The following is a 24,886-nucleotide window of genomic DNA, read 5'->3' as shown; positions in this document are numbered from 1 at the left end:
ATTCTCCTGAGTCTAAAACTTTTTTGTTCAACTATCTGGAAATAAAAAACAGAGTATCTCGCATAATAAAAGCTAATGCTTCATTTATGTTATCCTTGATCCGATTCAACTTTATTCTTTTGATACCATTTTACGAGAACACACTATTATAATCAATTATTTTTTATGGTTATTATCGTCTAGCTTATCAAAAGTAACAAGTTGCTCAATCGTAGTCCCCAGCACTTCTGAAATAGCATACATTAATAACAAAGAAGGATTGTGCTTATTTTTTTCTAAATTAATAATCGTCTGTCTTACAACGCCTACTTTATTTGCGAGCTCATCTTGAGACATTTTAAGATCTGTTCGATAAGTGTGTATATGAACATCGAGGATTTTACTTCTTACCATTCCAAACTCCTTTCTGATTGATTTTGATAATTCTTAAAACAAATTAATTTGTCTTAGAACTATTCTAAAACTTTTTTATTTAATAAACTCATATTTCCAACCATTAACCAAAAAATACTTAACTTAATGTTACCACATAAGATAAAAGTAGGAAATACTATAGAGGTGCTAAATAACCTTTTTCGTTAAAAAAACAAAATTGCAGAACATACCCTATTTCATTTGACCTAGAGTTAACTCTAAGTGTTAAAATGAAAAGAGTAATAACACGGGAGGAAACCAAAATGGGCTACAAAATAAATGAATTCTCAAAAATGACTGGCCTTACGCCATATACTCTACGTTTTTATGAAAAAGAAGGATTGCTTACGGTGAAAAGAGAGCAAAATAATATTCGGATTTATGATGATCGCAATAAAGAGTGGATCGATTTTTTTATGCATTTAAAAAAAAACAGGGATGACGATTGACGATTTAAAACAATATCTTATTTGGTGGTATGAAGGTGATGAAACAAATCAGGATCGATTAGATTTATTGAAAAAGCAAAAAGAGAACGCTCTAAACGAAATGAAACAAATTCAAGAGGGAATTGACATGCTTGATTATAAAATCGATGTTTATACAAAAAGAGTTCTAGGAAACTAAAAAAGCAAATCAAAACTAACAGATAGTTTTGATTTGCTTTTTAAATTTGTTTTCAGGCGCTATTCCTCAAACTATTTATTATAAATTTTCGGACCTTTACGCATGTTTCTGCGGTCATTTTTAGGCTTCTCCATTTTTTCAGATCTGCCTCCACCTTGTTTCTTCTTGATTAACTCTAACATTTTTTTCTTTGTATCCATATTTACACCGTCCTTGTTAGCAAAGTAACTGACTCGATATGAGTCGTTTGCGGGAAGTTATCCACCGGCTGTACTTCTTTTACTTCAAAGCCGCCCTCAACGAGTAAGGCAAGGTCTCGTGCCAATGTTGCTGGATTACAACTAACATAAACAATACGGTACGGTTTTGTCTCGATCAACGTTTCCACTAAACTTGCTTCTAAGCCTTTACGTGGTGGATCAACGATCACAACATCTGGTTTTATGTCATTTTCGATCATTCTTGGTAATGCTTCTTCAGCTAATCCTGCTGTAAATGTTGCATTCGTGATATCGTTTAATTTTGCATTGCTCTCAGCATTTTTCGCTGCTTCTTCGATGACTTCCACACCATAAACGTGTTTTGCATCTTTCGCCAATGTTAAACCAATCGTACCGATTCCACAATACGCATCTACAACAATCTCTTTACCAGTCAATGCTGCGTATTCTTTGACTTTATTGTACATCACTTCCGTTTGTTGCGGATTTACTTGGTAGAATGAACGAGAAGAAATTTCAAATTTCAAATCAAAAATCGTATCGATCATTTTATCTTCACCATGTAATAGAATCGTTTCATCTCCGAAAATCACATTAGTTCTCTTTGGATTCACATTTTGCACGATGCTAACAACTTCCGGTAAAGCTTCTAAAATATCCGGAATGATTTTACTTGAGGGGAATAGTTTTGGTGTTCTAGTAATTAGAACAACCATCATTTCACCTGTGTGGTAACCACGACGAACGACAATATGACGTAAGTTACCTGTATTATCTGATTCGTTGTAAGGTTTGATGCTATAACGTCTCATGATGTCACGGATTTTGATAACTGCATCATCGATTTTAGGATCTTGAATATAGAAATGTTCTAATGGAATTAGGTCATGACTATTTTTTCTAAAGAAACCCGTTTGTAGTTTGTCTTCAATTTTTCTTACTGGAATTTGAGCTTTATTGCGGTAACCCCAAGGATTGTTCATGCCTATTGCATCCAGCACTGGAACATCTGGTAATTTTGCTACACGCTGCATCACATTTTTCACTTGGTCTGTTTTAAAAGTCAATTGAGCGCCGTATGCTAAATGCTGTAATGGACTGATCCCAACTTTAGTAAAGTTAGCGTCTTTAACTGGTACACGGTCTTCGCTTGATTTTAAGATGGTCAAGACTTTTCCATAACCAAAACTTTTGCCAACTTTCAGTACTTTGATTTCGATTTTTTCACCAGGTAAGGCATTTTCTATAAAAAGCGGGTAACCATCAACTTTGGCAACACCCATTCCTTCATGTGTCAGATCAATAATATCAACTTCGATTGTTTCATTTTTGTTCACGGGAAAATTATTCATAAGTCGCTCCTTCTTTAATGCGCTTCTCTCATTCTAATGAAAAAATGTTAGAAAAGCAATAGAGAGTTTGTTTCTACAGCTAAAAGAAGTAAAAATCAATTTTTCTATTTAATTGATTTCAGCTAGTTTATTTTCAATCAGCTGAATCACTTGTTTTTTTGCTTCTTCACTTTCGATAAAATCATACTTATCTCCATCAATTTGGATTTTAGGGCTCTCATTGTATTCCTCAAACCATTTTTCATAGCGTTTATTCAATTCTTTATAGTAATCATACAAAGCTGGATCTTGTTCTACTTGCTCATAAGTTCGTCCCCGTCTTTGAATACGTTCCAACATCTTAGGAAATGATATTTTAATATGCACTAATAAATCTGGGCGCTTTTTATTCGCTGCAAAAGGCAATTCTTGCAGCATATTTTCTAATAAAGAATCATACACTTTTACTTCAGTCTCATTCGCTCTTCCTAAGTCAGCGTTTAAATGAAATAATAAAGAATCTTCATAGATCGAACGATCCAATACATTGTTTTCATGAGAAAGTGCTTGTTTAATACTATCAAATCGCTTGTTTAAGAAATAAATTTGTAGTAAAAATGCATATTTTTTAGGATCTGCATAAAATAAGGGTAATACTTCATTATCCTCAACTGATTCATAAAAAGCTTCTGATTTTAAATGTTCTGAAATAATTTCTGTTAAACTTGATTTCCCTGCACCAATTGTACCTGCTAAAACGATCACTGCCATCGAACTCCCTACCTATTAATAATTATTTTTTTTAATTTTTAGCCAATGGATCATGCCATAAATAGAATTGATTGTATACATGCAGTACATGACAAACAATGCATAATCTCCCCCAGCATGGATCCCCGCTCTAAACCATAATACTATAGAAAACAAATTACCTAACAACCAAAAAACGAATTGTGACTGATATCTTTTGATCATCAATAGCATCGCTGTTGCCGACACACTAAATGTGACTGCATCCAGCAATTGCTGTGCATCATTGACGAAACCTAAAATAGAATAAGCAACAATGCCGATTCCCAGCCAAATGAATCCTACATAGAGCCATTGAATGCCTTTTAAAGTTTTTACATCTGTCACATTACCTGATCCATCTTCGCTGACTTTTAACCATGTATACAAACCTGTAATATCCATTACAATGTAAAAACTTTGAAGTAGAACTTCTGCGTATACTCGAGTTTTAAATCCAAAATAGCCGATGATCAGCGCACTTATAAAACCAAATATATAATTGCTAGCTTTTCCTTGGGCAATTAAGTTAACACAAATAATCCCGGACAAACCACCCACTAGTGTAATCCAGCTGGATGGATTAAAAACAAAAGCGATTAATTGTACCAAAATCATTGCAAATAAAAAAAGATAGTTCTTTCTTTTCCATCCTTTAAAGTCATTAATAATAAAATTTGACCTCATATCAAACAACCCTCTCACTTGCCCTATTTATCATTTTCTGCAAAGATGACGACCTATTAAATTTACCCCTGTTTTCGTCCTAAGTCAATGAGAATCCTTCTCAATTATTGATTATGAGATATTTTTTATACAACATATTGTGTTTTTTAATAGTATAAATCTATATATAGTATACCTGCTATCTTTAGCTCATTTTTTATTTGTTATAAACTTATATATAACTGAAGTGCTTCGACCCGCTGCAACAAAAAGTATCCAAGGCAAGTTTGCCTTGGATACTTTTTATTGCTTAAATTATTTTTCTTTATCAGCGATTTTTCCATCACCATCAATATCTTCTTCAGTTAGACGTTCAACTTCTTTTACAAACTCTTTACTTGTTTCAAAATACTCGTCTTCCTCTTCATCATAATCATCTAAAACAGAGCCCATAATCGCATTAGATGGAATTGCATCTGCATTGGCAAACATTTCAATATGCTGATGTAAATTCGTAAATTCCATTGGTGCATCACCACCATATTCACCATCTAAATTGATCATCATACGACTATTTGGTTCAAGTGTTTCCGCATGCAAATAACTGGTTTTTGTATAGATCAAACGATTATCTTCGATATGTTTACCGCCATTTAGCATTAATGCAGCCAAATGTAAAATCTCAAATACATTGGCGGTTTTTACGATGATCAATGAGAATTTCCCATCATCGAGTTTTGCATCAGGTGCAATTTTTTCAAAGCCACCAACTGAATTGGTCAAGCCTAAGAAAAACATCGAAGCATTCCCTTCGTAAACACCTTCATCATATTCCATCCTCATTTTTACTGGTTTGACCCTTGGCAACATTTCTGCTCCTTTTGCTAAATAAGCTAGGTATCCGAAAATACTTTTAAGTTCTGAAGGAACTTCATATGTCAATTCAGTTAAATGACCGCCAGCTGCAATATTGATAAAATAGTTATCTTTTGCTTTACCGATGTCCATCTTGACGGTTTGATTCTTTTTGATAACTTCTGCTGCTTTCACAATATTGTCTCTAGGAATTTTTAGTGCCCTTGCATAGTCATTAGTTGTTCCAGCTGGAATAATCGCCATAGACGGTCGCTTTTCTAACGGAGCAATACCATTTACGACTTCATTGATTGTTCCATCACCACCGGCTGCAACAATTAGATCAAACCCTAATTCAGCAACTCGGCGTGCTTCGTTCTTAGCGGAATTTTCTTCTGGAGTTGTAGCAAAAGCACTAGTTTCATATCCGCATTCTTCCACTATGGAAAGAATATCAGCTAGATTTTTTTTGACTAGCTCTTTACCTGAAGTTGGATTATAAATCACTCTTGCTTTTTTCATAATCATCTGCTGCTTTCTAGCGTTTTGCTAATTCTTCTTGTAGTAATTTATTTACAACACCTGGGTTAGCTTGCCCTTTCGTTGCTTTCATGATTTGCCCAACCAAAAATCCTACTGCACGATCTTTTCCATTTTTGAAATCATCTACAGATTGTTGGTTATTGTCTAATACTTCATTGATGATCGGTAATAATTGTGACGGATCTGATAATTGAACTAAGCCTTTTGCTTCGACAACTTCTTTCGCATCCCCGCCGTTTTCAATCAACTCTTTAAAGACTTTTTTAGCAATTTTAGAGCTGATTGTACCATCTTCAATCAATGTGATCATGCCCGCTAAATTGGCAGGCGTTAATTTCGTATCTGGTAATTCGATTTTTTCACTATTCAAGTAAGCTGACACTTCACCCATCAACCAGTTAGATACTTGCTTGGCATCTGCACCTTCATTTAATGCAGCTTCAAAGAAATCAGACATTTCTTTCGTTAGAGTTAGAACCATTGCATCATATTCTGGTAAGCCTAGTTCGTTGATGTAACGAGCACGACGAGAAGCTGGCATTTCTGGCAAGCTGTGACGAACACGTTCGATCCATTCATCATCGATTGCAAAACGAGGAACATCTGGTTCTGGGAAGTAACGGTAATCGCTTGAACCTTCTTTAACACGCATCAATAATGTTTTATTGGTTGTTTCATCAAAACGGCGTGTTTCTTGTTGAATTTCGCCACCAGATAATAATACTTTTGCTTGACGTTTTTCTTCAAAGGCAAGACCTTTTTTAACAAAACTCATTGAGTTTAGGTTTTTAAGCTCTGCTTTTGTTCCAAATTCTTCTTGACCATAAGGACGTAAAGAGATATTGGCATCACAACGCATTGAGCCTTCTTCCATTTTCACATCTGAAACGCCAGTAAAGAGGATGATTGAACGGATTGCTTCTAAATAAGCATACGCTTCTTCTGGCGAACGCATATCCGCTTCTGAAACGATCTCGATCAAAGGTGTTCCTTGACGGTTCAAATCGACGTAAGAATAACCACCGTCACCGTGAATATTTTTACCAGCATCTTCTTCTAAATGCACACGTTCGATACGAATACGTTTTGTTTTACCTTCCACTTCAATATCAATCCAGCCATCATGACCGATTGGTTGATCGAATTGAGAAATTTGGTAAGCTTTGGGATTATCTGGGTAGAAATAGTTTTTACGGTCAAAATGTGTATCTTTAGAGATTTCACAATTTAACGCAAGCGCTGCTTTCATCCCAAATTCAAGTGCTTGTTTATTCATTACAGGTAATACGCCTGGATAACCCCAGTCGATCACATTTGTATTGCTATTTGGTTCTGCCCCAAAGTGAGCGGGTGCAGGTGAAAAAATTTTAGAATTTGTTTTTAATTCTACGTGGACCTCAAGTCCGATGACAGTTTCAAAATTCATTAGTCATTCCCCCCTAAGATCACAGGTTTTTTCGTATGGAAATCAGTCGCTTGTTCAAACGCATATGCTGCTTTATACATTGTGCTTTCATCGAAAGCTTTACCAATGATTTGTAGACCAACAGGTAATCCTTCTGAGAATCCTGCTGGAATTGACATACCAGGTAATCCAGCTAAGTTAACTGGAATTGTTAGTAAATCATTCATGTACATTGTGATTGGATCATTGATATTTTCACCTAAACCAAAAGCGACAGTCGGTGACGCAGGACCAATGATGATATCGTATTTTTCAAAGACATTATCAAAGTCTTGTTTGATCAATGTTCTTACTTGTCCAGCTTTTTTAAAGTGTGCATCATAATGTCCAGCACTTAATGAGAATGTACCAAGCATAATACGACGTTTTACTTCTATACCAAACCCTTCAGAACGTGAATTTACATACACATCTTCAAGGTTTTTCACGTTTTCAGAACGGTAGCCATAACGAATACCATCAAAACGTTGTAAGTTTGAGCTTGCTTCAGATGAAGCGATGATATAATAAACAGCTACACCATATTTAGAATGAGGTAAGCTAACTTCTTCAACCGTTGCGCCTAAAGCTTTAAATGTTTCTGCCGCTTTAAGGACAGCTTCACGAACGCCAGCGTCCACACCTTCACCAAGATATTCTTTTGGCAAAGCCACTTTCATCCCTTTGATATCTCCTGTTAAACCAGCAGTAAAATCAGGGACTGAAACGCCTGCAGAAGTGCCATCTTTTTCATCGTATCCACTAATTGCATTTAATGCTAAAGCATTATCTTTAACATTTCTTGTCAATGGACCAATTTGATCCAAACTAGAAGAGAATGCGATCAACCCAAAACGAGACACACGTCCATAAGTTGGTTTCATCCCAACGATTCCGTTAAATGATGCAGGTTGACGGATACTACCACCTGTATCAGTTCCTAATGAAACTGGGACTTGACCGGCTGCAACCGCCGCAGCTGAACCACCTGATGAGCCACCAGGAACTTTAGAATGATCCCAAGCATTTTTGGTTTTCTTAAAGTATGATGTTTCGGTACTTCCGCCCATCGCAAATTCATCCATGTTCAATTTCCCAACAGGAATCATATCTGCTTGATATACTTTATCCATAGCCGTTGCATCATAAATTGGGTTGAAATTGTGAAGCATTTTTGATGCTGCTGTCGTTAAAATATCTTTGGTTACAATGTTATCTTTGATCCCAATTGGAATACCTGCTAAAGGATTTGATTCTGTAATACCTTTAAGATCGATAGCTTTTGCAAGCTCTAAGGCTTTTTCATCATTGATCGTAATAAATGAATCCACATCTTTTTCGGTCTCATTGATACGGTTCAATGTAGCTCGCGTTAAATCAGTTGCTGTGATTTCTTTTGACACAAGTAAATCATGCAGTTCTGTTAGTGACTTATCATATAATTTTTCCATTATGCACCAGCCTCCCCATTGTCGATAATTGCTGGCACTTTGATATAGCCATTTTCTGATTCAGGTACGTTTTTCATTAATTCATTGCGATCCATACCAGGTGTTATTACGTCTTCTCTCATTACATTGATCGACTGTGCAACATTAGAGGTAAATGGAACGCCCTCTGTATCTACTTCTTCTAATAATTCTACCATGTCGATGATTTTGCCTAATTGATCAGTAAAGTCTTTTAACTCGTCATTAGAAAAAGACAGTTTAGACAATTTGGCTACATGTTTTGCTTTTTCTTCGCTGATTGCCATGGATACCCTTCTTTCCTTTAGAAAAACTCAATCAAGAGTTCACTAGTTCATTTTTATACTGTTAAACGACATTTCACGTTAAAAAACAGCTTTTTTCTTATTCTATCATAAATTTCTAAGAATTTTTGAAAGAGATGGAAGAAAATAGTCTGAAAATGTAAAAAATAGCACCGAAAATTCGATTTGTTTCATTTTTCAGCTATTCGTCTGACTCTTTTGTATAGCTATTATCTAATGCGGTGACCATTTGTTGTTCATCCCATACCTCAACACCAAGATCTTGTGCTTTGGTTAATTTACTACCGGCATCTTCACCAGCAACCACAATATCTGTTTTCTTTGAAACACTGCCCGTTACTTTTCCGCCTAGATTTTCGATTTTTTCTTTCGCTTCTTCTCTATTATAATGTGTAAGTTTTCCAGTTAAAACCACTGTTTTATCTTTGAATGGCGATTCTACAGCTTCTAATTGAGACGTACGAATCCCTTTGTATTCAAAATTCACGCCTGCTTTGGTCAGCTCGTCCATCAATTCGTGTACTTCTTCATTTTCAAAATAAGTCACTAAACTATCCGCAATGATCTCACCCATTGAGTCTAATGCCACGACTTCTTCTTTAGTCGCTTTGCTGATCGCTCGTAAATCACCAAAATGTTCTGCTAACACTTTGGCTGCCTTAGAACCAACGTGACGAATCCCTAAACCAAAAATCAAGCGTTCTACAGAATTATCACGACTTGCGGCAATTGCTTGATAAATATTACTGGCCGACTTTTCTTTGATTTTTTCTAACGTCATCAACTGCTCTTGTGTTAAAAAGTAGAGATCAGCTACGTCTTTGACCAACTCTTTGTCATACATTTGCTCTAATACGCGAGGACCTAAGCCATCAATATTCATCGCATTTCTAGATACAAAATGATTTAGTCCTTCTTTGATCTGAGCTGGACATTTTGGATTGATACAACGTAAGGCAACTTCTTCATCCAGATGAACTAATTCACTATTACAAACTGGACAGTGCGTTGGAATTTCATAAGGTTGACTGTTTTCATCCCGTTTTTCGGTCAAGACTTGGGCAACTTCTGGAATAATATCGCCAGCTTTATAAATAATCACCGTATCATTCAACCGAATATCTTTCATTGCAATGAAATCAGCGTTATGCAAACTCGCTCGACTGACCGTTGTCCCAGCTACACGAACAGGCTGCATCACAGCGGTTGGTGTTACAACACCAGTACGTCCAATCGTCCATTCAATTTCTTCCACGATCGTTTGTGCTTCTTCTGGCGGAAATTTATAGGCAATCGCCCAACGAGGTGCCTTAACGGTGAAACCTAATTCATCTTGAATCGTAAATTCATTGGTTTTGATTACGATTCCATCAATTTCATAAGGTAATTCTGATCTTTTTTCATGGTACTCTTCTATATAAGCCCAAACTTCATCAATTGTTTGACATAGTTTTTTTTCAGGATTGGTTCTAAAACCGATTTCTGATAATTCATTCAGCGCATCGTACTGCGTTTGTGCCGTCATTGGACCAAAATCAGCTACAGTATACAAAAAGGTACTAAGATTTCTTTTGGCAACCATACTTGTATCTAACTGACGTAAGCTTCCTGCTGCTGCATTTCTTGGATTAGCAAAGACATCTTGTCCAGCTTCTTCCCGTTCTTTATTCAAATTGACAAATGATTGTTTTGGCATGTAGCATTCGCCACGAACTTCAACTGAAATTGGCTTTTTCAACTCTAAAGGAATCGATTTAACTGTTTTTAAATTTTCCGTGATATTTTCACCGACTGTTCCATCACCACGAGTTGCGCCTTGAACAAATTTACCATTTTCATATTTTAGTGAAATAGCCAGTCCGTCAATTTTTAGCTCACAGCAATAACTCACTGGTTTTCCAGCTAATTTTTGGACGCGTTCATCAAAATCGTAAATATCTTCTTTACTGAAACCATCATTCAAACTATACATCTGCACTTCATGTGTGACTTTTTCAAAGCCTTGTAAAATCTTTCCCCCAACACGCTGCGTTGGCGAATCAGAAGTGATCAAATCTGGATATTCGGTTTCTATGTCTGATAATTCTTTATACAAGCGATCATACACATAATCTTCTACGGTCGGTGTATCAGCAACGTAATATTCATGGGAATACTGATTTAACTGAGCTCGTAGTTCTTTTGCTTTGTCTGTTGCTTCGGCTAATGTTAACGGCGCTTGTGCCATGAATAATCCCTCCTAATATTAAAGTGGAGCAAATCAGTTAATCCTCTAGACAATTAGGAACTTAGCAGTGAAACGTTCTTTGTATCACTGCTAAGTTATTTATTGTCATAAGGATTAATTTGTGCAGCTAGATAAACTTAAAAGCTGAAAGAGCACATGCAGTCCTGACAGAAAAATAGGCTTGAAGTACTTTTTACTACCCTTATATTTTTTCAATCGGAGCAAATGCTGCTAATAAACGCTTGATCCCTTTTTCTGGGAACGCAACGTCTAGTTCTAAGTCTTTAGCAGTACCGCCAACTCGCACAACTGTACCTGTTCCCCACGCTTTATGTCTGACTTTATCTCCTGCCTGCCAAGCCATTGATTCCCCACCACTAGCAACTTTATCCGTCACTGGCTGTTTTGTTGGCTGCGCATAAGCAGGTTTAAATACTTTTGGTTCAAAGGTTCTGGAAGGTGCTTTTGGTGCTGCAATCGAACCTTGTAAATCTAATAATTCTTCATCGATTTCATCTAAGAAACGACTTGGACGATTGTATTGCGTTCTTCCGTATAAAGTTCTGGAAAAAGCATTTGTGATAAATAAAATTTCTTCTGCTCGAGTAATTCCTACATAAGCTAAACGGCGCTCTTCTTCTAATTCACTTTCCTCTAACATCGCACGGGATAGCGGGAAGACCCCTTCTTCCATTCCAATCAAGAAAACAACTGGAAATTCAAGTCCTTTGGCCGCATGTAATGTCATTAGTGTCACTTGAGACGTACTTTCTTCCAAATTATCTAGGTCTGAAACAAGCGCTAGATCGTTTAGGAAAACGGCTAATTTTTCATCTGGTGCATCTGCCTCTTCTTCACTTTGACGTTCATAACGTTTATCAAATTCTTGTGTAACCGTTAAAAATTCATCCAAGTTTTCTAAGCGCGCTTGAGATTCTAAATTATTTTGTCTGACTAATTCTTCACGATAGCCACTGCGATCCAAAACTTCTTTCACCAATTCGGTGATTGTTAAATAAGGAATCATCTGTGTCAAATCTTGAATCATCATCCCAAAGCTACCTAACTCTTTACCAGCCTTACCTGAAATATTTGCTAGATCCACATTTTGTGATGCTTCGAGTAACGACCAACCATGCATCTGAGAAAAACTTCTTAATTTCTCAACAGAGCTTTTACCAATACCTCGTTTTGGTTCATTGACTACTCGTTCGAAACTAAGTGAGTCCATTGGATTAGAAATGATATTCAAATAGCCTAAAATATCTTTGATTTCTTTACGATCGTAGAATTTATGCCCACCGACCATCGTATAAGGGATATTTGATTTAAGCAGCATTTCCTCCATTACACGAGATTGAGCATTCGTCCGATATAAAACCGCAAAATCACCATAGATACGATCTTTTTCACGCATTTCTTTTTGGATTTGCCCAACGATAAACTGCGTTTCATCTCGTTCGTTATCGCCACGGTAATAAACGATTTTTTCTCCGTCAGTATTTTCTGTCCATAATTGTTTGTCTCGACGATTGCTATTGTTTTTGATTACATTATTGGCTGCATCTAGAATTTTTTTGGTAGAACGATAATTTTGTTCTAACATGATCACAGAGGCATCAGGATAATCTTTTTCAAAATCTAAGATATTCTGCATATCTGCGCCACGCCAGCCATAAATACTTTGGTCAGCATCACCCACGACACATAAATTTTTGAAGCGTGCTGCTAACATATTAACTAAAGTATACTGAGCATGGTTGGTATCTTGGTACTCATCTACATGGATATAATGGAATTTATTTTGATAATATGTCAATGAATCAGGATGTTCATTAAATAAACGAATCGTATTCATAATCAAGTCATCAAAGTCCATACACTGATTGTTTCTCAATTCTTTTTGGTACATCTTATAGCACTTTGCGACAATTTCTTCATAGGGTGTGCCTTGTAATTCCTCAACTTTTGCTGGCGTCTGCAACTCATTTTTAGCATTACTGATTGTGCCAAGAATCGAGCGAGGATCGTATTTCTTTATATCGACGTTTAATTCATTTAAAATCCGCTTCATCAACGTTCGCTGTTCAGAAGTATCAATGATCGTAAAATTACGATTGTAGCCGATATGATCGACGTCACGACGTAAAATCCGCACACACATTGAGTGAAATGTCGAAACCCAAACATCATTTCCACCAACTTCTAATAGTTTCCCAACCCGCTCTCTCATTTCTTTTGCGGCTTTATTGGTAAATGTGATCGCTAGAATATTCCATGGGTTAACATCTTTTTCTTCAATTAAATAAGCAATACGGTGCGTTAGAACTCTAGTCTTTCCGCTACCTGCTCCCGCCATAACTAATAAAGGCCCTTCAGTATGTAGAACGGCTTCTTTTTGTCTCGGATTCATACCTTGGATCAAGGCGTTTTCTTGTGCCATCATCAACGTCCTCTCTCTTTTTTCAATCTTATACATTATACCAAATATAGCAGGAAAATTCTTTAATAATGATGGAATTCTTGGAACAATATTTTCTTTTTAAAGGATGATAATTATAGTGACAACTCAACTTTACTTATTGTTTTTGTGGAATTAAGGGGGAAATAAAAAAACTCACTCAAATAAAAGAGTGAGACCACTAACAAAAACAGGGACACTAACCAACGCAGGAATTTCCATCCACTCACTCAATAAAGAGTGAGACGAGGTTGCTAAATGGCTAAACGCTTCTAAGATTAAATTTCAATCCACTCACTCAATAAAGAGTGAGACTACATCTCTTCTGGTAATCCCTTCTCCACTCCGTATTTCAATCCACTCACTCAATAAAGAGTGAGACCGAGACTCGTTAAACGAGGTAATTCTTGGCAATATATTTCAATCCACTCACTCAATAAAGAGTGAGACATCAGAAGTTGGGCTTCCTACTAACGGATAAGCTATTTCAATCCACTCACTCAATAAAGAGTGAGACTGTGAAAAAGTAACAAACAACTTACATATTTATTACTTTCTCGCATTGACTTCATCTGAAAATGTGAATACAATGAGAAAAAATCCGATTTAACACCTATTTTCAGCTGAATTCTGGTGCGGATATCCTAGTAATTTCATGTGTACTTGAGATTCGCACCAAATTTATACCAATAACTTCCTACACTTAGTATAATTATTCTTTCAATAGAAGTCACGCTCTAATTTACATGTACCTATGTAAAAATAGCAAGTACTTCTCATCACTATTCTCTTTACAATGTCAAACCATCAATTCCTTTACTCAATTTTTCTACAATTTCTTCATTTACATAAACAGAGATTTCTCCGCCATTAACTGGAAATGTTCCGCCACCTGTTTCATCCAGTATTACTTTCGCATTGTTATTTCCTAAAATATCAACAAATACTTTTCCTGCATGTATGGCACTGATCGTCATTGTTTTTGCACCTGCTTGAGCATTTGTCATGATAACTGCATATCCTGACTTTTCATGATCAAAAGTCCCAGTTCTGATCCAGCCAATCACATTTTGATCGTCAAAATAATCCATTTCACTACCATACGCTAAACGCTCACGAATCTTCAATAATAACTCTAGATCCTTTCCAACAGCATCCACACCTTGAGAAGGAATGCCAAATAAATCACCCCAAAAGACAACAGGAGTCCCAGCTTTACGCAATAAAATCAAAGCATAGGCATGAACTTTAAACCATCCTGCGACCCACGACTCCAAACTTTGTCCTTTTTGAGTATCATGATTATCAACAAACGTTACTGCCCATTCTGAACGCTCTTTAGCCAGTGTATCTTCAAAAATATTCCGCATATCATAGCGACCATCCGAGTTTGCAGCCTCATAAAAATGGTAATGTAAAGGAACATCAAATAAAGAAATCAGCGTTCCAGAACTATCGATATAATTTGTTAATTTCTTCAGCTCACCATTCCAGTATTCACCAACTACAAATAACTCCTTACCTTTTTCTTTTCTTCTATTTAATAACCAATCGACAAAATAATTGAACTGAATATGTTTTACTGCATCTAAACGATACCCGTCAACATCCGTAAGTTTTTGATACCAATGACCCCACTTATTTAATTGAGCAACGGTTTCTGGATACTCCATATCCAAATTACAGCCCATCAAATAATCGTAATTGCCATTTTCGTTATCAACTTCTTCATCCCAACCTTTTCCCTCAAAGTTGAAAATCCCATGATCTTGTCTACGGTCGTCAAAATCAACACCAGAAAAATTCTTCCAAGTCCAGATATAGTCATTGTATTTCCCATTTCTTCCCGGAAAATTGAACTTCGTCCATGCCGAAATTTCTTCTTCCCCGCCGAGTGCTTCATTCCGATTATCCTGACGATATTTCACAGCTGAAACCGTCTCTTCCTCATCAGCTCCCATAAAATGATCAAAAACAATGTCACCATAAACTTCCATTCCATGTGCTTTCAATGCTTTGATACACTTTAAATACTCTTCTATAGTACCGTACTTAGTTGGGACCGTTCCTTTTTGATCAAACTCACCTAAATCGTATAAATCATAAGGTGCATACCCCACATCATCTAGACCATTTGCACCTTTGTATGCAGGGGGAAGCCACACCCCATTGATTCCTTTTTTATGCAATTCTTCTGCTAATTCAGTCAGACGTTGCCAATGCTTGCCGTCAGCTGGCAAATACCATTCAAATCCTTGCAATATTGTACGATTATGCATACGTATCCCTCCGATTTATCCTAACTTCATTAAGCCAAACAACAAACCTCTTTGTCAAATGATAGAATTTTAAGTTCTCTCTCAACACTTTGAACGTTTTAAAACTTTTTTGATCGTTTTTGACCGATATTGATTGCATCGAGAAATTAGATGTGCTATTATAATCATTGAAAAGAGGTGTGAAAATGCTTACAGAAGAAAGACATCAAGCAATTTTACGTTTATTAGATCAACAGTCAGTCGTGAAATCACAAGAATTATCTACTCTTTTAAATGCTTCTGAGTCAACTATACGTAGGGATTTACAAGAACTAGAAGATGCAGAATTATTAGAACGAGTTCATGGCGGTGCAAAGCGAATTTTAAATTTAGGCTTTGAACAAAACATGACTGAAAAATCAGTCAAAAACACGCAACAAAAGCAATTAATTGCTTCATTAGCTGCTCAATTCGTTCATGATGGCGATGTTATTTATTTGGATGCAGGCTCAACTACTTTAGAAATGCTACCATTTTTAACAGGAAAAAATATCACAGTTGTGACTAACTCAGTCCATCACGCAGCTAAACTTGGCGATTTAAATATCAATACCATTATTCTTGGAGGATCATTAAAACTATCCACAAAAGCGATTATTGGTGCAACTGGCATGGAACAACTTAGTCATTTTCGCTTCAATAAAGTCTTTATGGGGATGAATGGCGCCCATCTTGAGTTTGGTTTAACCACTCCTGATCCTGAGGAAGCAGCTTTAAAACGTTTAGCTATTGCTCAAACTGATGAAGCATATGTTTTGATCGACCAAACCAAACTTAATAAAGTAACATTCACAAAAGTAACCGAGCTTGATGATGTCATTATCCTCACCAATCAATGTTCTCCAGAGTTACTTGAACAATTTCAGAAAAAAACAACGATCAAGGAGGCAATACAATGATCTACACAGTGACATTAAATCCTTCAATTGACTATATCGTTCATGTAGAAGGTCTTAAATTAGGCGACTTAAATCGTATGACCAACGACTTTAAGCTACCTGGCGGTAAAGGTATCAACGTTTCCAGAATCTTAAAAAGAATCCAAGCTGAATCGACAGCTCTTGGTTTTCTAGGCGGTTTTACTGGGAATTTCATTTCTGACTGGCTGAAAAAAGAACATATCCAAACGAAATTTACAACAGTTCAAGAAGATACTCGAATCAATATCAAACTAAAATCTGAATCCGAAACTGAAATCAACGGTTTGGGACCTGCTATCAGCAACGAAGAGATGCAAGACTTAAAACAAGCTTTAAGCATGATTTCAGCTGGTGATATTGTTGTTTTATCAGGAAGTACACCTGCAACACTTCGTGAAGGTTTTTATGAAGAGTTGATTCAAATTATCAAAGATAAAGATGCTGAATTTGTCATTGATACCACAGGTAAAGATTTATTAAATGCTCTACCGCAAAAGCCTTTACTTATCAAGCCAAACAACCATGAACTGGCTGAATTGTTTCACGTAGAATTTAAAACTATGGAGGATATCTTGCCATTTGGAGAACGTCTGTTAGAAGATGGTGCACAACATGTCATCATTTCAATGGCGAGCGACGGCGCTTTCTTATTCACCAAAGACGGTATCTATCGATCAAATGTGTTAAAACGACCGTTGAAAAATTCTGTTGGTGCAGGAGATTCGATGATTGCAGGATTTGTAGGGACTTTTTCTAAAACTAATGATCCTATTGATGCTTTTAAATGGGGCGTTGCCTGTGGCAGTGCTACAGCTTTTTCAGATGACTTGGCATCTGCTGCATTTATCAATGAATTGATTTCAGAAGTGGAAATCGAAAAAATCAAGTGACTTTACATTATTTAGCTTCACGATCTCATTTTACTTTTGCTTTGAAACACAGCGAATGAAATGAACTGATGTTAAGAAATAAAAGGTGACGTGAAACAGAACGTTGTTACTTATATACTTAGGAGGAATAAAAATGAACATCAAAGACTTATTAGTCAAAGACGTTATGATCATGGATCTACAAGCGACCGATAAAAAAGGTGCCATCGATGAAATGGTCAAAAAAATGTACGATGGCGGTAGAATTTCTGATATTGAAACCTATAAAGAAGGAATTTTAGCTCGTGAAGCACAAACATCAACCGGTCTTGGTGACGGAATTGCGATGCCCCATGCTAAAAATAGTGCCGTTAAAGAAGCCACTGTTCTATTTGCTAAAAGTAACAAGGGAGTTGATTACGAAGCATTAGATGGACAGCCAACTTATCTATTCTTTATGATTGCAGCTCCAGAAGGCGCTAACGATACTCACTTACAAGCTTTGGCTGCCCTGTCTCGCTTATTGATCGATCCAGATTTTGTTGCGAAATTAAAAGAAACAAAAACTCCTGAAGCAGTTCAAAACTTATTCCAATCTGCTGAAGAAGCCAAAGAAGAACAAGAGAAACAAGAACACTTGGAAGAAGCAGCTAAAAACACTCAAGATTCAACTCGTAAATTCGTCGTTGCTGTCACAGCTTGTCCAACAGGAATCGCTCATACCTATATGGCAGAGGATGCTTTAAAGAAAAAAGCCAAAGAAATGGGCGTTGACATCAAAGTTGAAACAAATGGTTCTGAAGGAATCAAAAATCGTCTAACCGCAGAAGATATTGCACGTGCTGATGGTGTAATCGTTGCAGCTGATAAAAAAGTTGAAATGAATCGTTTTGACGGAAAAGAATTAGTTAACCGCCCAGTGAGTGATGGTATTCGAAAAACTGAAGAATTAATTACTCTAGCAACTAGCGGTACAGCTCCGACCTTCCATAGTTCTGAATCAGATACAAGTGAAGAAGACGGATCAGCTGATGGTTCAGTTGGTTCAAGAATCTACAAAGATTTGATGAACGGTGTTTCACATATGCTTCCATTCGTTATCGGTGGTGGGATCGCGATTGCTCTTTCATTTATGATCGACCAATTTATCGGCGTTCCTCAAGATCAATTAAGTATGCTTGGTAACTACAACGAAGCAGCTTCTTGGTTCAATCAAATTGGTGCTGCTGCATTTGGCTTTATGTTACCTGTTCTAGCTGGATTTATTGCTTCAAGTATTGCTGATCGACCAGGACTAATCGTAGGTTTTGCTGCGGGTGCATTAGCGAATACAGGTGGTGCTGGCTTCCTAGGTGCTTTAGTCGGCGGTTTCTTAGCCGGATATGTCATTCTTTTCTTGAAAAAGCTCTTCAAAGGCTTGCCTAAATCACTTGATGGTATCAAAACGATTTTATTTTACCCCGTTTTTGGTCTACTGATTACTGGTGGTTTGATGCTTTTAGTCAATGTTCCAATGAAAGTTATCAATGATGGTTTAAATAGTTTCTTATTAAGTTTAGACGGAACAAACGCTGCTCTTTTAGGTGCTTTACTTGGTGGTATGATGGCTATTGATTTAGGTGGTCCAATCAATAAAGCTGCCTATGTATTCGGGACAGCTTCGATTGCTGCGACAGTTACAGAAGGTGGTAGTATTATCATGGCTTCCGTTATGGCCGGCGGTATGGTTCCTCCATTAGCTATTTTTATCGCAACATTGATCTTTAAAAATAAATTTACGAAAGACCAAAAGGATGCTGGTTTGACAAACTTAGTAATGGGCTTATCCTTTGTTACTGAAGGCGCGATTCCTTTTGCTGCAGCAGATCCATTACGCGTTATTCCAAGTTTTGTCGTTGGTTCAGCATTAGCTGGCGGTTTAGTTGGTGGTTTCGGCATTCGTCTATTAGCTCCTCACGGTGGTATCTTCGTAGCTTTATTATTAAGCCATCCAATTTTGTATCTATTATTTATTGCAATTGGTGCAATTGTTTCTGCCGTGATTTTGGGTATTGTGAAAAAACCGGTTACTCAATAATTTTTCATAAAAGAAACATAAAAAAAACTGTACTGTCTCCCAAAAAATTAGATTTTTTATAGAGTGGATTTCCACTCTATTTTTTATGCAATTTTTTGATTGAATAAAAGTTTCACATTTTCGGTCTATATCATTAGCTTTAAAAAATGTTCTATATTAAACTTATATATAGGTAATACGCATTCTTTACAGGTTAAATTTTTTCAAGGTCACAATCATCTTTTTTAGAATAATCAGAAAGGATAACTATAATGATTTTTTCATTATAGCGGTTTTTTTATATGAATAGATTATTAGATAAAGTAATGTTGATTACGGAAGCTGATAGCAGCATCGGTACTGTAACTGCTAAATTAGCTGCCAAAGAAGGGGCAATTATTGTTTGTACAGGTAAACACTTAGATAAACTCACACCTGTTGTCTCAGCTATAAGACAAGTTGGTGGTTTAGCCTTTGCTCTTCAACACGATATAAGCTCTGTCAGCAGTTGGCAAAAAGTAGTTTTTGATACAATAAATAACTATGGAAAAATTGACGTCTTAGTTAATAACGCTGGGATTTCCTCTCCAAAAATGATTTTAGATCTATCGACTGAAGATTGGAAAAAAATTCAAGGAGTCGATGTAAACAGTCTCGTATATAGTCTAAACGAAGTGATTCCTTTTATGATAAAAAATGGCGGTGGATCCATCATTAATATTTCATCTATGGAGGGTCTAGTAGGCTTACCAGATAGCAATCCTTATGTGGCAGCTAAAGATGTTATTCGATCAATTTCACTTGATGCTGCATTTGAATATGCGAAAGACAATATTCGAGTAAATTCAATTTGTCCAGGTATTATTGAAACTCCGATGATTGAAACTACTTTTCCAAATACCAGACCTGCTTATAAAAAATCTATCCATTTTCCTTATCTAGGTAAGCCAGAAGATATTGCTAACAGCGTTATTTATCTAGCTTGTGACGAAGCTAGTTTTGTCACTGGTGCTAAGATGGTTATTAATGGAGACCGAATCGCTAAATTAATATAGTTATAGGGGCTGGGATAAATATCCCAGCCCCTATAAATCTACTCACTCACATCGAGCGTATGATTGATTGTCTCTAAATAACTTGAATCCAAAAATACAACACGTAAATGATTTTTAGCCTTTTTCAAATCAAAGCGTGTAGACGCTTCTTTTTGCTTTAGATTACTAATATTCACATCAAATAACTTATCCCATAATGCATCTAAAGGAATTTGCTTAATTGCTTCTTTAGGTAAGTAAAAACGTAACACAGAGACAAATTCATCATATTTTTGATCAAAGACATCAATCTCTAAAAACTGCCGAATATAAAATTCATACGCTGAAAGTCCGTCATCTATCGCCATTTTTGGATCTACTACACGATAATTCATCATTTTACGGCTTTTTTCATCGATCCACGGAAAATAAGCTTGTGCATTCAATATTCCTTTTGTGCGATTTACTACATATTTTTGATGAAGCTTGTCGTAACTTCTTGTGACAAAATACGTGGCATCTTTTTTTTCAACTGGTTGGTAGTAGCTGTTTTGATATTGAACAGTTTGTGTAACGTCTTCAACAAAAGCGTACTCTATATATGGCGGACGTAAAACCCCCGTGCCATTATTCCAAGCTAGTTGATCATAGCCCATTTGATCTCGGAACAAACGCTGATATTTTTGATTAATAGGTAAATCCCAATTAAAAGGATTTTGAAATAATGTTACTTTGATTACTTGATTATCCATTTCCTCTACAGATTGAACTTGTTGCACTTCTAAAAAAATAGGTTTAGGAATAATTTGACAGTATAAACTTGAATAGTACATTTTCCAACACGAAGTCAAACACAAACCTTTAAAATAAATGTCATAGCCCGCTAGCTGATTGCAATCAACGATTACAGTTTTTTTATCATTATATCGTTTGGGAAGCATAGCGATTTCACTATCTGTCTCAAAGGTTCTTTTTTCAATAAGTTCAACATTATTATACAAATATTCATCTAACGGTCTAAGATAGCCATATATGCCATTTTTAATCATTCGGGTGTCGCAATAGTCTTCGATCATCGTTTGATTGTCTAGAAAAATAGTACCATCTAGAATCGTCCGTTCATGAAGTTTTAACTTAGAAATATGAAGCTGAAATTCTCCGCCTTGACTGTTCACCTTGATCCATAAATTTTCTTCTTCTGTCAGTTGTTGAATCTGATGAGTAATTGTTTGTAAATTAAACGGCTGCGCTTTTTCATCACCAAAACGATAGCTTTCAGGTATGGTCACAATGCGTAAAAAGCTTAACCAATCAAAAACATCCTTTTTTAACTCTTCTAAAGAAAAGTCAGCCCGAGCGACTACCATATATATTTTCTCAGTTTTTTCCATTTGCCCCACCTCGTTCCTTTAGATAAGTATAACGAAAATAAAGACAGAGTTCATCTAATATACTTCTAGAATCGTCAAGTTGAGTTTAAACAGCAAAAAAAACACCTTGCTTCTTTCGATTTAGAAAAAACTGAAAGAAGCAAGGTGTCTTTTATTACGCGTTTTCAATACGTGTTTTCATTTGTATCCCTAACAAAACGATTAATCAAGTAAAACAAAAAAGTTCCGATTCCTATAATTAGAATTGCTAAATAAAATGCATAGAGTTTTGAACCAGTGATATCAGAAATTTTCCCAGTTAATGACGGAACAATGACAGATGCAGACATTCCAAAGAAATTAAACACACCATACATTGTTGCAATGCTGCCCCTCGGTGCTGACTCCCCTAACCAAGAAATAATGATTGGCTCAACAGCTAACTTTCCAAAAAAACCATACGCCATAATACCGATCACTAAAATTGTTTGACTCGTTGTAGTCACGGTTATAAATAGCACACTGGCGGCTAGTAGTTCAAGTAAGATGATCATTTGAACTTTTTTCATTGGAATACGATCAGCAATTCGACTAAAAATAAGCGCACCTGGAATTGCTGTGAAAAATACCAAAGAAGAAGCTAAGCCAACTGAAGTTCCAGAAAAACCTTTTTCAGTTTCTAAAAAATTAGGCAACCAAGTATCGATTAAGTAATATGTGTACAATGTTGAAAAATATAAGATATACGCAGAAACCATTCGAGGTTTAAAAAGTGCTCTGAACGACATTGTTTTTTTCTTTTCTGATTTTGTATTAATTGCCTTGTTTGGTTTTTCCAACCGAATAAAATACAAAAACATAGTCACAGCTAGTAAAATCAACACGATCGTTGCAAAAATCAAGGCTTGCCAAGGTAATACACCTGTTCCAACTAGATAGCTTGAAGAAATCAAGCCTAAGCCACTTCCGATTGCTGTGCCGCTATTAACAATAGCTGTCGATAAACTTCTTTTAGAAACCGGTACATATTCAGCGGTCAGCGAGTAAGCCACACCATAATAAGTCCCACAACCTAGTCCGGCTAAAACACTTCCAACAAAAACAATGCCAATATTTTGCGCTAATCCAACAACCAATGCACCCAGACCAAATAATAAAAAGCCCGGAATCAGAATTTGTTTTTTTCCTAATTTATCCACTAGCACGCCAGAAGGAATTTGCATGCAGACATACCCTAAAAAATAAAAGCTTGAAATATGACCAAGCTCTGCATCAGTCGCACCGCCAAAATAATCACTAATGATTGGATAAATAGGTGTTAAAATTGTTCGATAGATCCAAATAACGATCCAACCAATCGTTAATATATAAATAATCTGTTTCCAATATGGCATCTGGCCATTCAGTCTTTTTTTTTCATTCATAATCCACGCTCTCCTTTATCAGGCAAACTCACTTAATAAATGGCTTCTCCATTTTTTGCCACTAAAATAAAAAGGATCAGACAATAAAAATGAATATTTTCATGTCTGATCTCCTTCTTACTCTATTAACTTAGTTACTTCTTGATAAAGGCACCAACAAAGTCAGTTGAAACTCCGTCTTCTTTTGTATAGATAACATGACCTCTTAAAACAGTTTGTACAACCTGAGCACCGATTTCACGACCAATATAAGGGCTGATTTTATTACGATATTCTAAATCTTCAGCTTTTAACGTATAGGGTGCATTCGGTTTAATCAAAACAAAGTCAGCATCTTTCCCAATACTGATTCGCCCTTTTTGATCCAGGTCATAACGATCAGCAGGATTGGCGGCAATAATATCTGCAAATTGTTTCAATGACATCCCTCTTTTTTGAACCCCTTCGTCAAAAAGAACATCGACATTATTTTGAACCCCAGAGATTCCGCCCCATGCTTCAAATGCATTGTCTTTATCTTTTAAATCAGGTGTACATGGTGAATGGTCAGATGTTACAAAATCGATTTCTCCTGATAACACTTTTTCCCACATACCATTTTGATTTTCTTTATCACGAATCGGCGGTGAACATTTTACCACTGGACCGATTGCGTCTAATTCATCTGTTTCAAAGTAAAGATAATGAGTACAAGTTTCACACGTTACATCAACACCAGACCTTCTTGCCTTTGTTACTTCTTCTACACCTTCTGGACAGGCAATATGGCAAATATGGATACGACAGCCCGTTTCTTTAGCAAATAAAATCGCTCTGCGAATAGGTTCAACTTCAGTGAAGACTGGACGACTGGCAACGTATGCTTTCAACGTTGTTTCTCCATTTTTATAGGCAATCTCGCCCAACTTATCTGTAATCGCAGCATTTTCTGCATGAATTGCTAGAACCTTCCCAGTTTTAGCAACTTGTTTCATTCCTTCGTAAAGAGAATAATCATCGACATTCATGAAATCCCCATCAATGCTACGATCTCCACAAGTTGCCATAAAACATTTATACGCTGCAACTCCGCCATCATTTAACTCTTGAATACCACCTGTAAGATTAAACGGCACTAAACCACCAAATGATCCAACATCTGATTTCAATTTGCCTTTTCCAGCAGTATATTTTATTTCTAACGATTCACCATCGACCGTTGCCGGCACTTGGTTTAAAGGCATCTCCATAAAGGATGTGACACCACCTTTAGCACAAGAAGCTGTTCCAGTGATATAACCTTCCCATTGATCTCGATAACCGCCTCCTGGATCAGTAATGTGTACATGTGCATCCACCATACCAGGGCTAACAATTAAACCTTCTGCATCAATGACTTTATCCGCATCGCCAAGATCATTCCCGATAGCTACGATCAACCCATCTTTTACGGCAACATCCGTCTTAACTTCTCCCGAATCCAGAATAACTAAACCATTTTTGATTACTAAATCATGTGTCATATACGTTCCTCCTAAATTTATAAACCGAATGAGATAGCCCA

The 24,886-nt window shown here is 36.4% G+C and carries 21 protein-coding genes and 1 CRISPR repeat array; of the genes, 6 read left to right on the top strand and 15 right to left on the bottom strand.

Going from position 1 to position 24,886, the window contains the following annotated elements; genetic code table 11:
* Positions 1-156: 156 nt before the first annotated feature.
* Positions 157-393, bottom strand: a complete 237-nt coding sequence (locus IGJ02_RS04605; protein WP_010760642.1) for a helix-turn-helix transcriptional regulator — start codon at positions 391-393, stop codon at positions 157-159.
* A 284-nt stretch (positions 394-677) separates the two neighbouring features.
* Between IGJ02_RS04605 and IGJ02_RS04600 the strand changes: the two genes are divergently transcribed.
* Positions 678-863 carry a MerR family transcriptional regulator gene (locus tag IGJ02_RS04600; RefSeq protein ID WP_430603447.1) on the top strand — a complete coding sequence of 62 codons (186 nt, stop codon included), beginning with the start codon at positions 678-680 and terminating at the stop codon, positions 861-863.
* Positions 853-1,041 carry a hypothetical protein gene (locus tag IGJ02_RS04595; RefSeq protein ID WP_430603446.1) on the top strand — a complete coding sequence of 63 codons (189 nt, stop codon included), beginning with the start codon at positions 853-855 and terminating at the stop codon, positions 1,039-1,041. Before IGJ02_RS04600 ends, IGJ02_RS04595 begins: the two co-directional genes overlap by 11 nt.
* Positions 1,042-1,112: 71 nt before the next feature.
* On the opposite strand, the gene IGJ02_RS04590 is transcribed toward IGJ02_RS04595, so the two are convergent.
* From IGJ02_RS04590 to IGJ02_RS04540, 11 genes are all read right to left on the bottom strand, one after another.
* The gene (locus tag IGJ02_RS04590; RefSeq protein WP_010760640.1) at positions 1,113-1,241 is read right to left on the bottom strand and encodes a hypothetical protein; all 129 of its coding nucleotides are present in this window, start codon (positions 1,239-1,241) and stop codon (positions 1,113-1,115) included.
* Between the two features lie 2 nt (positions 1,242-1,243).
* Positions 1,244-2,614 (bottom strand): 23S rRNA (uracil(1939)-C(5))-methyltransferase RlmD, encoded by a 1,371-nt coding sequence (rlmD, locus tag IGJ02_RS04585; protein WP_430603445.1) that lies wholly within the window; start codon positions 2,612-2,614, stop codon positions 1,244-1,246.
* 108 nt (positions 2,615-2,722) lie between these two features.
* Positions 2,723-3,364, bottom strand: a complete 642-nt coding sequence (locus tag IGJ02_RS04580) for a deoxynucleoside kinase (protein WP_034682934.1) — start codon at positions 3,362-3,364, stop codon at positions 2,723-2,725.
* 15 nt (positions 3,365-3,379) lie between these two features.
* The gene (pnuC, locus tag IGJ02_RS04575) at positions 3,380-4,069 is read right to left on the bottom strand and encodes a nicotinamide riboside transporter PnuC (protein ID WP_430603444.1); all 690 of its coding nucleotides are present in this window, start codon (positions 4,067-4,069) and stop codon (positions 3,380-3,382) included.
* Between the two features lie 294 nt (positions 4,070-4,363).
* Entirely contained in the window at positions 4,364-5,425 is a 1,062-nt protein-coding gene (locus IGJ02_RS04570) for a diacylglycerol kinase (protein ID WP_010760636.1), read from the bottom strand.
* Positions 5,426-5,441: 16 nt separating this feature from the next.
* Positions 5,442-6,872 (bottom strand): Asp-tRNA(Asn)/Glu-tRNA(Gln) amidotransferase subunit GatB, encoded by a 1,431-nt coding sequence (gene gatB, locus IGJ02_RS04565; protein ID WP_430603443.1) that lies wholly within the window; start codon positions 6,870-6,872, stop codon positions 5,442-5,444.
* Positions 6,872-8,341, bottom strand: a complete 1,470-nt coding sequence (gene gatA, locus IGJ02_RS04560; RefSeq protein ID WP_430603442.1) for an Asp-tRNA(Asn)/Glu-tRNA(Gln) amidotransferase subunit GatA — start codon at positions 8,339-8,341, stop codon at positions 6,872-6,874. The genes gatB and gatA overlap by 1 nt, the downstream gene beginning before the upstream one ends.
* Positions 8,341-8,646: an Asp-tRNA(Asn)/Glu-tRNA(Gln) amidotransferase subunit GatC gene (gene gatC, locus IGJ02_RS04555; RefSeq protein ID WP_010760633.1), complete on the bottom strand. Its 306-nt coding sequence runs from the start codon at positions 8,644-8,646 to the stop codon at positions 8,341-8,343. Before gatC ends, gatA begins: the two co-directional genes overlap by 1 nt.
* 199 nt (positions 8,647-8,845) lie before the next feature.
* The gene (ligA, locus tag IGJ02_RS04550; RefSeq protein ID WP_010760632.1) at positions 8,846-10,891 is read right to left on the bottom strand and encodes an NAD-dependent DNA ligase LigA; all 2,046 of its coding nucleotides are present in this window, start codon (positions 10,889-10,891) and stop codon (positions 8,846-8,848) included.
* A 202-nt stretch (positions 10,892-11,093) separates the two neighbouring features.
* On the bottom strand, positions 11,094-13,334 hold the full coding sequence (gene pcrA, locus IGJ02_RS04545) for a DNA helicase PcrA (protein WP_034683298.1): 2,241 nt from the start codon (positions 13,332-13,334) through the stop codon (positions 11,094-11,096).
* 231 nt (positions 13,335-13,565) lie between these two features.
* Positions 13,566-13,869: a CRISPR direct-repeat array (repeat unit 34 nt; unit sequence TATTTCAATCCACTCACTCAATAAAGAGTGAGAC).
* A 274-nt stretch (positions 13,870-14,143) separates the two neighbouring features.
* On the bottom strand, positions 14,144-15,631 hold the full coding sequence (locus IGJ02_RS04540; protein ID WP_430603441.1) for an alpha-amylase: 1,488 nt from the start codon (positions 15,629-15,631) through the stop codon (positions 14,144-14,146).
* Between the two features lie 185 nt (positions 15,632-15,816).
* Between IGJ02_RS04540 and IGJ02_RS04535 the strand changes: the two genes are divergently transcribed.
* The 4 genes from IGJ02_RS04535 (at position 15,817) to IGJ02_RS04520 (ending at position 20,570) form a co-directional block, all read left to right on the top strand.
* Positions 15,817-16,569, top strand: coding sequence for a DeoR/GlpR family DNA-binding transcription regulator (locus IGJ02_RS04535; protein ID WP_010760629.1), 753 nt, complete (start codon positions 15,817-15,819; stop codon positions 16,567-16,569).
* Complete coding sequence (gene pfkB / locus IGJ02_RS04530) at positions 16,566-17,480, top strand: 1-phosphofructokinase (RefSeq protein WP_430603440.1); 915 nt, start codon at positions 16,566-16,568, stop codon at positions 17,478-17,480. The genes IGJ02_RS04535 and pfkB overlap by 4 nt, the downstream gene beginning before the upstream one ends.
* A 133-nt stretch (positions 17,481-17,613) precedes the next feature.
* Positions 17,614-19,536: a PTS fructose transporter subunit IIABC gene (locus IGJ02_RS04525; protein WP_430603439.1), complete on the top strand. Its 1,923-nt coding sequence runs from the start codon at positions 17,614-17,616 to the stop codon at positions 19,534-19,536.
* A gap of 281 nt (positions 19,537-19,817) precedes the next feature.
* A complete protein-coding gene (locus tag IGJ02_RS04520; protein ID WP_010760626.1) occupies positions 19,818-20,570 on the top strand; it encodes an SDR family NAD(P)-dependent oxidoreductase in 753 nt (250 codons plus the stop codon).
* A gap of 38 nt (positions 20,571-20,608) precedes the next feature.
* Here the strand turns inward: IGJ02_RS04520 and IGJ02_RS04515 are convergent, their stop codons facing one another.
* The 3 genes from IGJ02_RS04515 to allB form a co-directional block, all read right to left on the bottom strand.
* Positions 20,609-21,940: a hypothetical protein gene (locus tag IGJ02_RS04515; protein ID WP_430603438.1), complete on the bottom strand. Its 1,332-nt coding sequence runs from the start codon at positions 21,938-21,940 to the stop codon at positions 20,609-20,611.
* 164 nt (positions 21,941-22,104) lie between these two features.
* The gene (locus IGJ02_RS04510; protein WP_430603437.1) at positions 22,105-23,343 is read right to left on the bottom strand and encodes an MFS transporter; all 1,239 of its coding nucleotides are present in this window, start codon (positions 23,341-23,343) and stop codon (positions 22,105-22,107) included.
* 134 nt (positions 23,344-23,477) lie between these two features.
* Positions 23,478-24,845, bottom strand: a complete 1,368-nt coding sequence (gene allB / locus IGJ02_RS04505; RefSeq protein WP_010760623.1) for an allantoinase AllB — start codon at positions 24,843-24,845, stop codon at positions 23,478-23,480.
* Between the last annotated feature and the right edge of the window lie 41 nt (positions 24,846-24,886).

Source organism: Enterococcus sp. DIV0724b (assembly GCF_050531475.1).
Taxonomy (GTDB): domain Bacteria; phylum Bacillota; class Bacilli; order Lactobacillales; family Enterococcaceae; genus Enterococcus_L; species Enterococcus_L haemoperoxidus.
This window is presented reverse-complemented; position numbering and strand designations above follow the sequence as displayed.

Excerpts from the sequence above, each read along its gene's own strand:
- IGJ02_RS04605 (WP_010760642.1), bottom strand. The coding sequence starts at position 393 with ATGGTAAGAAGTAAAATCCTCGATGTTCATATACACACTTATCGAACA.
- IGJ02_RS04600 (WP_430603447.1), top strand. The coding sequence starts at position 678 with ATGGGCTACAAAATAAATGAATTCTCAAAAATGACTGGCCTTACGCCA.
- IGJ02_RS04595 (WP_430603446.1), top strand. The coding sequence starts at position 853 with ATGACGATTGACGATTTAAAACAATATCTTATTTGGTGGTATGAAGGT.
- IGJ02_RS04590 (WP_010760640.1), bottom strand. The coding sequence starts at position 1,241 with ATGGATACAAAGAAAAAAATGTTAGAGTTAATCAAGAAGAAACAAGGT.
- rlmD (WP_430603445.1), bottom strand. The coding sequence starts at position 2,614 with ATGAATAATTTTCCCGTGAACAAAAATGAAACAATCGAAGTTGATATT.
- IGJ02_RS04580 (WP_034682934.1), bottom strand. The coding sequence starts at position 3,364 with ATGGCAGTGATCGTTTTAGCAGGTACAATTGGTGCAGGGAAATCAAGT.
- pnuC (WP_430603444.1), bottom strand. The coding sequence starts at position 4,069 with ATGAGGTCAAATTTTATTATTAATGACTTTAAAGGATGGAAAAGAAAG.
- IGJ02_RS04570 (WP_010760636.1), bottom strand. The coding sequence starts at position 5,425 with ATGAAAAAAGCAAGAGTGATTTATAATCCAACTTCAGGTAAAGAGCTA.
- gatB (WP_430603443.1), bottom strand. The coding sequence starts at position 6,872 with ATGAATTTTGAAACTGTCATCGGACTTGAGGTCCACGTAGAATTAAAA.
- gatA (WP_430603442.1), bottom strand. The coding sequence starts at position 8,341 with ATGGAAAAATTATATGATAAGTCACTAACAGAACTGCATGATTTACTT.
- gatC (WP_010760633.1), bottom strand. The coding sequence starts at position 8,646 with ATGGCAATCAGCGAAGAAAAAGCAAAACATGTAGCCAAATTGTCTAAA.
- ligA (WP_010760632.1), bottom strand. The coding sequence starts at position 10,891 with ATGGCACAAGCGCCGTTAACATTAGCCGAAGCAACAGACAAAGCAAAA.
- pcrA (WP_034683298.1), bottom strand. The coding sequence starts at position 13,334 with ATGGCACAAGAAAACGCCTTGATCCAAGGTATGAATCCGAGACAAAAA.
- IGJ02_RS04540 (WP_430603441.1), bottom strand. The coding sequence starts at position 15,631 with ATGCATAATCGTACAATATTGCAAGGATTTGAATGGTATTTGCCAGCT.
- IGJ02_RS04535 (WP_010760629.1), top strand. The coding sequence starts at position 15,817 with ATGCTTACAGAAGAAAGACATCAAGCAATTTTACGTTTATTAGATCAA.
- pfkB (WP_430603440.1), top strand. The coding sequence starts at position 16,566 with ATGATCTACACAGTGACATTAAATCCTTCAATTGACTATATCGTTCAT.
- IGJ02_RS04525 (WP_430603439.1), top strand. The coding sequence starts at position 17,614 with ATGAACATCAAAGACTTATTAGTCAAAGACGTTATGATCATGGATCTA.
- IGJ02_RS04520 (WP_010760626.1), top strand. The coding sequence starts at position 19,818 with ATGAATAGATTATTAGATAAAGTAATGTTGATTACGGAAGCTGATAGC.
- IGJ02_RS04515 (WP_430603438.1), bottom strand. The coding sequence starts at position 21,940 with ATGGAAAAAACTGAGAAAATATATATGGTAGTCGCTCGGGCTGACTTT.
- IGJ02_RS04510 (WP_430603437.1), bottom strand. The coding sequence starts at position 23,343 with ATGAATGAAAAAAAAAGACTGAATGGCCAGATGCCATATTGGAAACAG.
- allB (WP_010760623.1), bottom strand. The coding sequence starts at position 24,845 with ATGACACATGATTTAGTAATCAAAAATGGTTTAGTTATTCTGGATTCG.